Genomic DNA, 13,642 nt, shown 5'->3' with positions numbered 1-13,642 from the left:
ATCATGTTATGTCTGAAGACCTGGGGGAAAAGGTGAATTTCCAGCAACTTAAAATTATTCGTGAGGCGGCCCGTCGGGATTACAACCTGACGGAGGTTGCTAACATGCTGTACACCTCGCAATCTGGCGTCAGCCGCCATATTCGTGAGCTGGAAGAAGAGTTGGGGATAGAAATCTTTATCCGCCGTGGTAAGCGTCTGCTGGGGATGACCGAACCTGGCAAAGCGCTGCTCTCTATTGCCGAAAGGATCCTCAACGAAGCCAGCAATGTCCGCCGGCTGGCCGACCTTTTTACCAACGACGCTTCAGGCGTATTAACCATTGCCACCACGCATACTCAGGCACGCTATAGCCTGCCTCCGGTGATTAAAGCTTTTCGCGAACTGTTCCCCGACGTGCGGCTGGAGTTAGTGCAAGGGACGCCGCAGGAAATCGAAGCGCTGCTGCACAACGGCGGGGCGGATATTGGTATCGCCAGCGAGCGCTTAAGTAACGATCCGACGCTGGTGGCATTCCCCTGGTTCCGCTGGCATCACAGTTTGTTAGTGCCAAAAGATCATCCGCTGATTGAGGTTACGCCGCTGACGCTTGAGGCTATTGCACGCTGGCCGTTAATTACCTATCGGCAGGGGATCACCGGACGTTCGCGTATTGATGAAGCCTTCACCCGTAAAGGGCTGATGCCGGATATCGTTCTCAGCGCTCAGGATTCCGATGTCATTAAAACATACGTGGAGCTGGGCTTGGGCGTGGGGCTGGTGGCGGAGCAATCCGGCGATGCTCGCGAAGCGGATACCTTTACCCGTCTGGAAACACGCCATCTCTTTGATGCTAATACCGTTTGGTTGGGGTTAAAACGCGGTCAGTTACAGCGTAACTATGTCTGGCGTTTCATTGAACTGTGCAATGCCGGGTTATCATTGGATGAGATTAAACGCCAGGCGATGGAACCGGAGGAAGTGGCTATCGATTATCAAATCTGAGTGCGGACAGCAGGTCAGCGGGAGGTGCCAAAGCAGCTATAATTCATTCACGTGAGTCGCGACTGAGGAAGGGAAAATGATGGTGCGGCGTATGAAGTTGCTTTGCTCTCTGGTGATGATGTTGGCCAGCTACAGCGCGTTGGCGGTAAGTTATCCGTTACCGCCGGAAGGGAGTCGTCTGGTTGGCAGCCCGATTAAAATTAGCGTGCCCGAGCGTAACACCCAGCCGCTGGAAACCTTTGCCGCGCAGTACGGGCAGGGGCTCAGCAACATGCTGGAGGCTAACCCCGGCGTCGATGTCTATTTGCCTAAATCCGGTAGTTCGTTGATTATCCCGCAGCAATTGATCCTGCCTGCCACCGTACGGAGCGGTATCGTAATCAACGTCGCCGAGATGCGGCTTTATTATTATCCGCCCGAGGGCACTACCGTCGAGGTGCTGCCGATCGGTATTGGCCAGGCGGGGCGTGAAACGCCGCGCAACTGGGTGACGACGGTGGAACGTAAACAGGAAGGACCTACCTGGGTACCGACGGCGAATACCCGTCGTGAGTACGCCAAAGAAGGTAAAACCCTGCCGGCGATGGTGCCCCCCGGGCCAGATAATCCGATGGGGCTATATGCTATCTATATCGGCAGGCTGTATGCCATTCATGGTACCAACGCCAATTTTGGCATTGGCCTGCGGGTGAGCCAGGGTTGTATTCGCCTGCGCAACGATGACATTAAATACCTGTTCGATAATGTGCCGGTCGGCACGCGAGTACAGATAATCGATCAGCCGGTGAAGTACACTACCGAGCCGGACGGCAGCCGCTGGCTGGAAGTTCATGAACCATTGTCGCGTAATCGTTCGGAATTTGAGTCAGACCGCAAAGTGCCGCTGCCGTATACCCCGGCAATACGCGAGTTTGTGCAGGGAGCGGGTGTAAACGTCGGTCGTGCGGATTATGCACTACAGCGGCGATCCGGGATGCCGGTGAATATTAGCAGTTCAGCGGGGGAAGCCAGTTTTTAAGCCATGAACGTTAAAAAGCAAAAAGCCTGCTCGAAAGCAGGCTTTTTAAATTTGGCTCCTCTGACTGGACTCGAACCAGTGACATACGGATTAACAGTCCGCCGTTCTACCGACTGAACTACAGAGGAATCGTGTGAACGGGGCGCATACTACTGGCCTCGCATTTTTGTGTCAACGCTAAATTTAAGCAACTGATTCGAATGGCTAAGTTTAATTCAAAGCGAGCTTTTAATGAACAATCCGCACGTCGTCTTCATCCAGCAGATCGTTTTCTCGTAAACGCTGTAGCGGATCCTGACGATAGAACTGACAGAACCGCTGCCATAGCGCCGGGAAACGAGGGGCGAAAAGCTCTGGGGCGCTAAAGAAATATTCAGATAGCACTGCAAAGCACTCAGCCGGATCGGTTGCCGCATAAGCATCAATGCTGGCGGCGCTTTCGCCGACCAAATCGATCTCATCCTGAATGTTGTTCATCGCCGCATGCAGATCGTGTTCCCAGCCAGCCACTTCTCGCAGAGGGATAAAAGGAACGCCGCTGGCGCGGTCGCCGTTGCGTGAATCCAGTTTGTGCGCGACCTCATGTACCACCAGATTAAAGCCGGAGGCGTCGAAAGAGTCCTGAATATCTAACCAGTTAAGGATAATGGGGCCCTGTTGCCAGCTTTGGCCGGATTGGACAACGCGTTGATTATGTACCAGGCCGATGTCATCTTCCCATTCGTCATCGACGACAAAGGGGGCAGGGTAGATCAAGACTTCATGGAAGCCATCTAACCATTCAAGGCCAAGTTCCAGTACAGGCAGGCAAAAGAGGAGTGCGATACGCGCGCTGTGCAGGGGGGTTAACTCAAATCCCTGTAACGGCACCAGACGTTTTTGCTGTAAAAAACGTGCCGCCATCTGGCACAGCTGCTGCTGTTCCTGTTGAGTGAGGTTCGCTAAAACCGGAATGGCAACCGCTTGTTCCCATGGGATTTCGCCATTGCCTGTCTGTTCTTCTGCTTTCCACGGCCATTTAAACATCATATCGCTCGCAAAGTCGTCACTTGAACTCAATTTAAGGGACTGGAGCTATTAAAATGCCAAAGAACCTGGCATTATAGCAACCTCAACAGCGGAGAGATGCCGGAGCGGCTGAACGGACCGGTCTCGAAAACCGGAGTAGGGGCAACTCTACCGGGGGTTCAAATCCCCCTCTCTCCGCCACTATTCAATCACTTACGCCAAATCCCTTCAACGACATCCATCACACTTGGTATACTGTTGGTATATTCCGTCGCTATATTTTTATCAATCATCATCTTCTGAATCCTCGAAAATCGGTTGCTCCAGTGTCGGCGAAACGGTCAATTTGCGGTCATAAACCCGTACCTGACGCTCTGTTTTATCACCGCAGAAAGTTGTTTAACTTCGCGTGAATTTCACACAAATAGCAGTTGTAAGAAGTATCGCGACCAGGCAACCCTAAAAGGCTTCAGAATAGGGAACTGGTTTGCCCACTGGCTCATAAAATGTCAGGGCCGGTAAGTTGTCAGCCACCCACCGGTAAAAACGTGGTCATGAACTCATCTTGTCACTACATGACTTGAGCGATAATTTACGTAACAGAGCCTCTTCATGTGTAGTGCGGTGATGATTATTCTGCATAAAATCGATTCACTGAATTTACCATCGTAAACATGCTAGCGTGTATAGTCAGCTTGACGGGGTGAATGGATTACATTAAAAAGTTGCAGTTTGTTGATACTTCAACTCCTGCAACTATAAAAAGATCTGATGCGTTGATAGCCAGTAAGAATAAAAACTCTTTTCTTACGGGATAGGATTCACTCGAATAAGAGAGAAAGAGTATTTATTGGCGAAGAAGTATCTTTCTCCAGAACCCTTCTGTTGTGAGCTTGCAAGTCACTTCTGAATATTTTTTTCGCTGTGCTTTTGATGTAATAATTATCTTTAAGGTATTAAAGAGTATCTTGATAAACCCTAAGGCCTGCTGTTTTTTTGATGCTTCAGCAATATAACCATTTTTAGTGCTTCGATCGTAATAAAAGATCTTCTTGTACCTAAAAATCTGTCTCAGCGACACGCCTGATGTTTTTTCCTGATAAATAATTTTGTTTTTTGAAGGCGCCAGAAATCCATTTAACGTAATAATTCTGAAAAATCGCCGTGATTTTTTTTCGAAATTACACTTAAACTCTATACTGTTATCTGGAGGAGATATCGGTTTCATTTTTTCATTAAAAGTAATAGAGTTTAATTCTTCTCGAACATCCTTCATGTCTGCATTATTTTCCCAAAAATCGGGAGCGCCATAAACATGTTTGAAAGCCAGGTTGATGGCGGCTGCACTACCATATTGATGAGCAAGCAGGCTTTTTAGATGAAATGAAATATATGTACCAATTATGTCTTTAACTGGTCGGCCAAAATATAACATATTCACGAGATGATTTCGCGTATCAAGGTAGGCGGTCAACGGTGAGGTCTTAGAGGAGAAATCTTCCTCCGCGTAACAAGCAATGCCATTTGTTGTTAATATATCAAAATCGTTCATCATGCCGAATAAGATATCATCACCGCGAACAAAAAAAGGAAATGCAAAACTCTTGACGTGATTTATCGGGAATGCAAAGAACCACCACGCGCCATAATTAGGGAATTGTATTAGAGTTTCTGTTTTTACCAGGGATTCCACATCATTTAATCGCCACCCTGAGTAAATAGGATGACATACCCTATCAAAAAATGCTCCCTTCTCAACTAAAGAGTCGGGGCGCGCACCTGCGAATAACGAACCAGAAACTGCAGCATTGTCGTTTAACGCATAACTCAATATCGAGTATGTCTTTTTAATGCATTCAGCTTCACAACTTGCATCATCATCCATGAATAATGTATGGGTGAAATCACCTTCATCAATGTAATGAAGTAGGCCTCTCATAAATCCACCCGCACCTCCGGTATTTTTATTTGGAATGACCTTAATTCCATTAGCCTCATTAGCTGTTATATTATTGGAGTTATCAATAACAGTAAAATCAATTAGTCCGCGATAGTTATCATCTTCTAATATTTCTCGCTTTATTCTCATCATTGATGGGATAACGTATTTTTTTCTATCAAAATGTGTAATTGATATCCCAAGCTTAACCTCTCTGCGGGGAGACTGTTTGGTAAACCATTCCCCGCTATTAAGGGAGACAATTCCATCTATCGGAATTATTTCAATATATATAATGCCTCGATTGAGAGTGTTGCCCAAATCCAGGGTGAATATTTCTCGAGTGAGGTTATCCAGTGCCACGGTCGCCGATGCTAGCTCATATTTTGAATTTTCTTCTGTAATGAGCATCGCGCTGATTTTGGCTAACCCAGTGCCTGATGCATTGAACGCGAGATCGTGTATTCCGCATTTTTCTTTCCAGAGAATAGTGGAAAAACCATTGTAATAGGTATCAAAAGAAATTTTCCCTCCGGGAAATATGGTAATGATATTTCCCGAAAATGAAAAAAGGCTCCCTCTGATGTACATGCTTTCAGAAGCCCCAAACCTGGCGTTTGGCATAACCAACCGCTGTAAGCATTTTGCTGTTTCCATTATTCCTCTTTTTGATTATTTAAAGCGCGATACAAAATTGAAATGGACGGTTAACAACTAACCGAGATGATTGTTTACAATACTAGTACTTGGCTATCGCAACCAAATGGCAAACCTGATCAATATTATTGACCATCCGTATTGGTCGCTATTGATGTCGCAATTGTAAGAGAAAACGAACCCCATTACTTTGTTCACGGGTCATGAGATTTTACATATCATAAGACTTATCCATGCGAATTTGAGTCGTTTTCCTGCCTTGCGGTTGGAAACTTATTGTCTCTTGTCATACATGTATTTGCTTACTTTAGAACAACACTCATCGCAGAGATAATCTTTCTCAGCCATTAATCTTTCGAAGAACCCTAGCTTTTTACCGCAGCGCATGCAGTGTTTACATTTAAATAATTTCACTTTGCAATTATACCAATTTGTCGTTTTTTCAATCAATGCATATCAGACAGCTAAGCCTGCTGTAGTCATGCTCTTCATAACAGGTTTAACGTGTTGTGATGCGACACGACATAACTTTCACGCCGTAAACCAGCCCGGTTATTACCTGTTTAAGAGTCACAAAATGTTCTTCCCTGTGAAGGGGATATTTTAAAGGCGTATTTTTCGTGTGGATAATTGTTATGACAGATCGATTTTGTTAAATCGATCGGTCATAACGATCATTTTTGTAGGGGTATTCCATCCCGGTGCAGAAATCGTGGGAGATGTAGGGGGCGAGAGGAGAGAGCCAGCCAGCAATCGAATAGAAGAGTTGCCGGATAATCATCAGTGCAGGGGCGAGAAAATACTGTCCGATCGTGCCAATCATTTTGCCAGATAGTTCATAAGAGCCGTATGCCAACCCAATATTGCTGGATGTAAAATCAATGTAATATAGTAAAATTATTAATTAGCTGATTTTTATGTCGTTAGAATAGGTTCTGAACAGTGGATTAGGGGCAACTTTATTGGGGGAGCAAATCTCCCGCTTTCCTGAACCGTGGGGGCTGGAGCCATTTCCAGGACGAAAGTTTAAATGACTTCAATGGCTGGATGTATGCCGATGCCGCGATCGGCTGACTGCTAAAAACGAAAAAAGCCTGCCCGTGGCAGGCTTTGGTGATGCGGGGCTCTTAGAACTGGTAGACCAGGCCCAGCGCGACTACGTCATCAGTCGCGATGCCGTTAGCGCGATAGAAGTAGTCGTCTTCGTCCAGCAGGTTGATTTTGTAATCAACGTAGGTGGACATGTTTTTGTTGAAGTAGTAAGTCATACCCACATCAACGTATTTAACCAGGTCTTTGTCGCCGCTGTTGTACAGGTCTTTACCTTTAGATTGCAGATAAGCGACGGATGGACGCAGCGGTAAACCGAAATCGTCGAACTGATACTGGGCAACAACTTCGAAGTTCTGCGTCTTGTTGGCAATACCGCCGCCAAGATTGCTGGTGGATTTACCGAAGGAAGTCATGTTGCGGGTTTCCGCGTACATTGCGGCCAGGTAGATGTTGTTAGCATCGTATTTCGCGCCCACGGTCCAGGCATCGGCTTTATCGCCGCCGGCGTAAGCGCTGTTGGCCGCTGCGGCCACCTGATTGTTGGTACGGTCAGAAGAAGCATACGCCGCGCCGAAGCTGATGCCCATGCCGAGATCGTAGGAAGAGGAGATACCGAAACCGTCGCCATTTTCACGGGCCAGTTTACGATCACCGCCGTTATTGGTGCCTTCGCCGGAGCCAGCGTTTTCGTTATTACCCTGATACTGCAGAGCAAAGCTCAGACCATCAACCAGGCCGAAGAAATCGCTGTTACGATAGGTCGCCACGCCGTTGGTACGGCCAAGCATGAAGACGTCAGTTTGGGTGTAGCTGTCGCCGCCGAATTCCGGCAGTACGTCGGTCCACGCTTCGACATCATAGATAACGCCGTAGTTACGGCCGTAGTCCAGAGAACCGTAGTCAGCAAATTTCAGACCCGCGAAGCCCAGACGGGTCCAGGAGTTAGCGCCTTCACCTTCAGTGGTGTTCGCCTGAATATTGTATTCCCACTGGCCGTAGCCGGTCAGCTGATCGTTGATCTGCGTTTCGCCTTTCACGCCTAAACGCGCGTAGGTTTGGTCGCCATCTTCAGAAGCATCGTCAGAGAAATAGTGCAGACCGTCAACTTTTCCGTAGAGGTCAAGCTTGTTGCCGTTTTTGTTATAAATTTCCGCAGAGTGCGCCGCGCCTGCTGCTAATAACGCTGGCAGCATAATAGCCAATACTTTTCTTTTCATTATGTATTCCCTTTAATCATAATTAATATGAATTGTCTAATTCCCTGTGGAATGACGAATTGATACTAGCCGCTTAAGTTCATTTTTAATTAAATAAAAAATGTAATAAAAGTATATTAAAATATTTCAAAATATTTATTTTATATTCAATATATGTATTTTTTATTCTTTGGGTGATTAATATTTCTGTGGTTTATTGGTGTTTTATTTTTCTTGTTGATATTAATGTTCTTTAAATTATCTCTTGAAATAACATTTGCATTGTAAATAATATAAAATATGACAGATTATATATTGATAAATTATATTTGGAATAATGTTGCTTTATAATTAATGGCGCTACATTTCATCAAATCGTCTTATTTAAAAGCATGACCACATCCGTAGTATATAGAGAGCGCCCCAATCCTGCGTTCGCGGGTGGCCGAAAGCGCTCACACCATACTCATGCTTCCAGATAAGCACGATAATTGTATAATGTGACGCACATCACAACTGTGTGATTGGAGATCATGCGCAGTGGTTGACGTATGGAGAAGGATTTAATGGACACTAAAGCGAAACGGAGCCCCGGTGGAAAGCTGGCGTTATGGGCTTTTTACGCCTTTTGCGGTTACTTTGTATGGGCGATGGTGCGGTACTGGTGGATAGTGGGGCGTATTCAAAGCATTCCCGGCGCCAGCATTGATGGTGAATTGGGTTCAACGGCAGGCAAATGGATTGGCGCGCTACTGGGTTTCTTGGTGCTGGGAGGTGTGGGGTCCATCCTTGGGGCGATAGCCTGGTACACGCGTCCCCAAATTCAGGGACATGAACAGCACGATTAAAGTTGCTATGCTCACAGCGGGTCCAGGCATCAGGAAAAGCTCATGTTATTAGCTGAATGGCAACAACGATTTGAAAACTGGTTAAATGCGCATCATGCGCAGGAAGATGCGGCTCATGATATATCTCACTTTCGCCGTGTCTGGAGTACCGCGCAGCAACTGGTCGGCGATAGCGACGCTGACCAGTTGGTTATCCTGACGGCCTGCTACTTTCACGATATTGTCAGCCTGGCTAAAAATCACCCTCAACGTCATCAGTCCTCACGGATGGCGGCAGAAAAAACGCGGTCTATCCTGCAAAGCGCTTTCCCCGACTTTCCCGCCGACCGTTATCCTGCGGTTATGCATGCTATTGAAGCGCATAGCTTTAGTGCGGCTATATTACCGCAAAGCGTAGAGGCGAAAATTGTGCAAGATGCAGATCGTCTGGAGGCTCTGGGCGCGATTGGCCTGGCTCGTGTCTTTGCCGTTTCCGGCGCGTTGAACACTATTTTGTTTGATGCTGACGACCCCTTTGCTGATCAGCGCGATCTTGATGACAAGAAATATGCCCTCGACCATTTTCAGAGTAAATTGCTACGCCTGCCTGAGACCATGCAAACGGAGCAGGGGAGAGCGCTGGCGGTGCATAATGCCCAATTTCTGGTGCAATTTATGGCGAAGCTGAGCGCCGAACTGCGCGGCAACCCTCTGTCGTTGGATGAGGCGGTTTTGCGCCGCTTTGCGCCTGCGGTTTAAATCCGTTGCGACTATTTGTGGTACTCTCTGCAAAAATTGTCCGTGCTGGTTGAGGTTATGCCGCAAAATTTACCAAAAGAAAAGCTCCTGTCTGAGCCGGCAGGGGAACACGCGCAGGCGTTATTGCGCCAGCTGATGACGATATATGATGTCAAAACCCTGGTTGCACAGCTGGTTGCTGTTGGCGATCAGCACTGGAGCCCGGCGATAGTCAAACGGGTGGCGACGGTGAGCCGTGCGGCAAGCCGGTTGACGAACGCGGAGTGTGCGCATCTGGCGAGCCTTTTACCGATTCCGCCGCGCCATCATCCCGACTATGCGTTTCGTTTTATCGATCTCTTCGCCGGCATCGGCGGCATTCGCCACGGCTTTGAAGCTATTGGCGGGCAGTGCGTATTTACCAGCGAGTGGAATAAACACGCTGTTCGTACCTATAAAGCTAACTGGTATTGCGATCCACAGGAGCACAGCTTTAACGCCGATATCCGCGAAATCACTCTCAGCCAGCGCAGCGATATCAGTGATGAAGAGGCGGCGAAGTCTATCCGCGAGGCGATCCCGCAACATGATGTGCTGCTGGCGGGCTTCCCCTGCCAGCCCTTTTCCCTCGCCGGGGTATCAAAGAAAAATGCCATGGGACGCGCCCATGGTTTTGCCTGTGAAACTCAGGGAACACTGTTTTTTGATGTCGTCAGAATTATTGCCGCCCGCCGTCCGCCGATCTTCGTGCTGGAAAACGTCAAGAATCTGAAAAGTCACGATCAAGGAAGAACCTTCCGCATTATCATGCAAACGCTGGATGAGCTTGGCTATGAGGTGGCGGATGCCGATCATGCAGGCGCCGAGGATCCCAAAGTTATCGATGGGCGTCATTTCCTGCCGCAGCACCGCGAGCGTATTGTGCTGGTGGGTTTCCGTCGTGACTTACAGTTGCATGAAGGATTTACGCTGCGCGATATCGCCAGTTTGTATCCGCCGCAGCGGCCAACCTTCGGTGAGTTATTGGATCCGACCGTCGATGCTAAATTCATCCTGACGCCGGTTCTGTGGAAGTATCTTTACCGGTACGCGCGTAAACATCAGGCGCGTGGCAACGGTTTTGGCTACGGTCTGGTCGACCCGACTCATCCTGGCAGCGTCGCGCGAACGCTCTCTGCTCGCTACTACAAAGATGGCGCTGAGATCCTGGTGGATCGCGGTTGGGATAAGGCATTAGGCGAAAAGCATTTTGACGATCCTCAGAATCAACTGCGTCGCCCGCGGCGCTTAACGCCGCGCGAATGCGCAAGGTTGATGGGATTCGAAGCGCCGGGAGAGCACCGTTTTCGTATTCCGGTTTCCGATACTCAGGCCTATCGCCAGTTTGGCAACTCGGTGATTGTTCCGGTGTTTGCCGCGGTGGCGAAGCTGCTGGCGCCGCGAATTGCCGTCGCGGTAAAGCAACGTGTTGCCGGAGAGAGCGATGGCGGACGTTCACGATAAGGCCACGCGTAGTAAAAATATGCGCGCTATCGCTACCCGCGATACGGCTATTGAGAAGCGGCTGGCGGCGCTACTGACGCAGGCCGGGTTCACTTTTAGCGTTCAGGCGGCATCGCTTCCTGGGCGGCCTGATTTTCTGCTGCCTGACTACCGCTGTGTTATCTTCACCCACGGCTGCTTTTGGCATCATCACCACTGCTATCTGTTTAAAGTACCGGCGACGCGCACCGATTTTTGGCTAAAAAAGATTGGTGCTAACGTGCAGCGCGATCGCCGCGACCTGGCGCTGTTGGTAGAACAAGGTTGGCGGGTGCTTATTGTCTGGGAGTGCGCGCTCCGCGGGAGGCTGAAATTAAGCGATGAAGCCCTAAACGAGCGTCTGGAGGAGTGGATCTGCGGCGGCGGGGATTGCGCGCAGATCGACACTCACGGCATCGGTATTATCGATCCGATTGACAAGGCGTAACGGTTGAACGGGCAGGGAAGAGATATTTACCCAGCGTCACCAACACGACCGCGAAAATAATCACCGCCAGCGCCAGCCATTCGATCAAGGAGAGACTTTCGCCGCCAAACCCGGTTCCCAGTAGCACGGCGACAACCGGGTTTACATAGGCATAGCTGGTAGCAACCGCCGGCGTTACGTTACGTATCAGATACATATAGGCGTTAATGGCAATAAGCGAGCCAAAAATGGCCAGATAAGCAACAGCAAAAATACCGGACCAGGACGGCATTTGAGTGAGTTTCTCCCCCGAGAGCCCCGATGCCGCAGACAGCACAATCCCTGCCGCCAGCATTTCGATCGCTCCAGCCATCATCCCGGTTGGTAATTCAATACGCGAACCGTAAACCGAGCCAAACGCCCAGCTCAGGGAACCAATCAGAATCAGCAATGCGCCCCAGGGGTTACCGCTGAGGTTGCCGCCGCTATTGAGCATCACAATTCCCGCCAGGCCGATCGCGATACCGAACCATTCCAGCTTGCGTGTGGCAATGCCAAAAAAACGGCTGAAACAGAGCGTAAACAGCGGTACGGTGGCGACCATTACCGCAGCGATACCTGATGGTACATGCTGATGTTCTGCAAGGGTGACGAACCCATTACCGACAGCGAGCAACAGGATGCCAATCAGTGCAGCATTAAGTAGCGGCCGGCGGGCCGGGAGTTTATGGCCGGTGGCCAACAAATAGATGAGCAACACGCCCCCGGCAGAGAGAAAGCGGATCCCGGCCATCATCAACGGCGGCCAACTGGCGACGCCAATCGCGATAGCAAAATAGGTTGAACCCCAAATGATATACAGCGCAAACAGCGCGCCGATTAGGGGTAACAGTTGACGGGTAGACATACTTCCTCACGACGAAAAAGATAGAAAGGGGACATATAGTTAACGTGAAAACTAACGTGCTGGCGAGCGCTTTCAATGTGATTTTTTTGTTATTTTTTTGTTGACTAGTGACATCTCTGGGCGAGAGGGCGCTTTTGCCTCATACTCTATGTTTCATAAACAGAAATTGAAGGAAGTACATTTTGGCAGGAAGTAGTCTTTTAACCTTATTGGACGATATTGCCACGCTGCTGGACGATATCTCCGTCATGGGAAAACTGGCGGCCAAGAAAACGGCTGGCGTACTGGGCGATGATCTTTCTCTCAATGCGCAGCAGGTCACTGGCGTAAGGGCCAACCGCGAGCTCCCGGTAGTATGGGGGGTAGCAAAAGGCTCGTTTCTGAATAAAGTGATTCTGGTGCCGCTGGCGTTACTCATCAGCGCATTTATTCCCTGGGCTATTACGCCGCTTTTGATGCTCGGCGGCGCTTTTCTCTGTTTTGAAGGCTTTGAAAAAGTGCTGCATAACCTGCATGCGCGTAAGAATAAGGAAGACCCGAAACTGCGTCAGCAGCGTCTGGAAACGCTCGCAGCCCAGGATCCGCAGGCCTTTGAACGCGATAAAGTAAAAGGAGCGATCCGTACCGATTTTATCTTATCAGCCGAAATCGTCGCGATAACCCTGGGTATTGTGGCTGATGCGCCATTGCTTAATCAGATCCTGATTTTATCCGGTATCGCCATCCTCGTGACCGTTGGGGTTTACGGCCTGGTGGGCGTCATCGTCAAGCTGGATGACATGGGCTATTGGCTGGTAGAGAAAAAAAGCGTACTGGCACAATGGATAGGAAAAGCTCTCCTGGCCATCGCGCCGCGGTTGATGAAAATTCTGACTTTCGTCGGTACCCTGGCGATGTTTCTGGTTGGCGGCGGTATCGTGGTTCACGGCGTAGCGCCGCTGCATCATTTCATCGAAAATCTTGCCTATGGGCTGAGCGGAATACTGGCATCCATAATGCCTGTGGTCGCTAATCTGGTGCTAGGATTTATCATTGGCGCTATCGTCTTTGGCGTCGTAAAAGCGATAACCGCATTGCGCGGTAACGCGAAATAAATCCCAGCGCCGGTTACGCAAGATGGGCCGGCGTCGTCTAAGGTGAAACTGTTTCTCCCTGATACCGGAGGCAAAAATGGTCTTGTTGGTCAGTGATGAAGTCAGACGGAAAAGCGGCGGGCCGCGAATGGTCGTCACCGGCATCGCCGGCGACATGGTGGAGTGCCGGTGGTATGACGGTCACGTCGTACAGCGTGAAGCCTTCCGTGAAGATGAGCTGGTCCGCGGCGAAGGGCAACGTTCGCAGCATAATTAGATGTGCAGCGCCCGCTGG

General features: G+C 49.2%; 12 protein-coding genes and 2 tRNA genes. 9 read left to right on the top strand and 5 right to left on the bottom strand.

The features are described 5' to 3' along the window. Window positions 1-32 precede the first annotated feature (32 nt). Window positions 33-983 carry an HTH-type transcriptional regulator Cbl gene (gene cbl / locus PGR09_RS09725; protein ID WP_045390486.1) on the top strand — a complete coding sequence of 317 codons (951 nt, stop codon included), beginning with the start codon at window positions 33-35 and terminating at the stop codon, window positions 981-983. 76 nt (window positions 984-1,059) lie between these two features. Then, complete coding sequence (gene ldtA, locus PGR09_RS09720; RefSeq protein WP_045390203.1) at window positions 1,060-2,001, top strand: L,D-transpeptidase; 942 nt, start codon at window positions 1,060-1,062, stop codon at window positions 1,999-2,001. Between the two features lie 52 nt (window positions 2,002-2,053). Here ldtA and PGR09_RS09715 read toward each other — a convergent pair. After that, window positions 2,054-2,129: transfer RNA gene (locus PGR09_RS09715), tRNA-Asn, on the bottom strand. Between the two features lie 100 nt (window positions 2,130-2,229). Beyond that, the gene (gene mtfA, locus PGR09_RS09710; RefSeq protein ID WP_161801904.1) at window positions 2,230-3,030 is read right to left on the bottom strand and encodes a DgsA anti-repressor MtfA; all 801 of its coding nucleotides are present in this window, start codon (window positions 3,028-3,030) and stop codon (window positions 2,230-2,232) included. A 90-nt stretch (window positions 3,031-3,120) separates the two neighbouring features. On the opposite strand from mtfA, the gene PGR09_RS09705 reads away from it, so the two are divergent. Then, window positions 3,121-3,210: transfer RNA gene (locus tag PGR09_RS09705), tRNA-Ser, on the top strand. 646 nt (window positions 3,211-3,856) lie between these two features. Here PGR09_RS09705 and PGR09_RS09700 read toward each other — a convergent pair. After that, a complete protein-coding gene (locus PGR09_RS09700) occupies window positions 3,857-5,605 on the bottom strand; it encodes a hypothetical protein (RefSeq protein ID WP_430916087.1) in 1,749 nt (582 codons plus the stop codon). A 1,127-nt stretch (window positions 5,606-6,732) separates the two neighbouring features. Continuing rightward, on the bottom strand, window positions 6,733-7,875 hold the full coding sequence (gene ompC, locus PGR09_RS09695) for a porin OmpC (protein ID WP_045390209.1): 1,143 nt from the start codon (window positions 7,873-7,875) through the stop codon (window positions 6,733-6,735). 545 nt (window positions 7,876-8,420) lie between these two features. Here ompC and drpB point away from each other — a divergent pair. From drpB to PGR09_RS09675, 4 genes are read left to right on the top strand one after another with little or no spacing between them, the layout of a single operon-like run. Next, window positions 8,421-8,702: a cell division protein DrpB gene (drpB, locus tag PGR09_RS09690; protein WP_045390212.1), complete on the top strand. Its 282-nt coding sequence runs from the start codon at window positions 8,421-8,423 to the stop codon at window positions 8,700-8,702. Between the two features lie 42 nt (window positions 8,703-8,744). Further along, a complete protein-coding gene (locus tag PGR09_RS09685; RefSeq protein ID WP_045390215.1) occupies window positions 8,745-9,440 on the top strand; it encodes a phosphohydrolase in 696 nt (231 codons plus the stop codon). A 57-nt stretch (window positions 9,441-9,497) separates the two neighbouring features. Then, window positions 9,498-10,922, top strand: a complete 1,425-nt coding sequence (locus PGR09_RS09680; RefSeq protein ID WP_047045510.1) for a DNA cytosine methyltransferase — start codon at window positions 9,498-9,500, stop codon at window positions 10,920-10,922. Continuing rightward, window positions 10,903-11,388 carry a very short patch repair endonuclease gene (locus tag PGR09_RS09675; protein WP_045390221.1) on the top strand — a complete coding sequence of 162 codons (486 nt, stop codon included), beginning with the start codon at window positions 10,903-10,905 and terminating at the stop codon, window positions 11,386-11,388. Before PGR09_RS09680 ends, PGR09_RS09675 begins: the two co-directional genes overlap by 20 nt. On the opposite strand, the gene yedA is transcribed toward PGR09_RS09675, so the two are convergent. Continuing rightward, complete coding sequence (gene yedA, locus PGR09_RS09670; protein ID WP_045390224.1) at window positions 11,363-12,274, bottom strand: drug/metabolite exporter YedA; 912 nt, start codon at window positions 12,272-12,274, stop codon at window positions 11,363-11,365. The two genes, PGR09_RS09675 and yedA, sit on opposite strands and share 26 nt — an antisense overlap. Before the next feature lie 182 nt (window positions 12,275-12,456). Here yedA and PGR09_RS09665 point away from each other — a divergent pair, with 182 nt between their 5' ends. Next, on the top strand, window positions 12,457-13,368 hold the full coding sequence (locus PGR09_RS09665) for a DUF808 family protein (protein ID WP_430916086.1): 912 nt from the start codon (window positions 12,457-12,459) through the stop codon (window positions 13,366-13,368). Between the two features lie 76 nt (window positions 13,369-13,444). Then, window positions 13,445-13,624, top strand: a complete 180-nt coding sequence (locus PGR09_RS09660) for a YodC family protein (protein WP_045390229.1) — start codon at window positions 13,445-13,447, stop codon at window positions 13,622-13,624. Window positions 13,625-13,642 lie beyond the last annotated feature (18 nt).

Source organism: Klebsiella sp. 141251 (assembly GCF_050600725.1).
Taxonomy (GTDB): domain Bacteria; phylum Pseudomonadota; class Gammaproteobacteria; order Enterobacterales; family Enterobacteriaceae; genus Klebsiella; species Klebsiella aerogenes.
The sequence above is the reverse complement of the archived record's forward strand: the minus strand, read 5'-3'. Positions and strand labels throughout refer to the sequence as shown.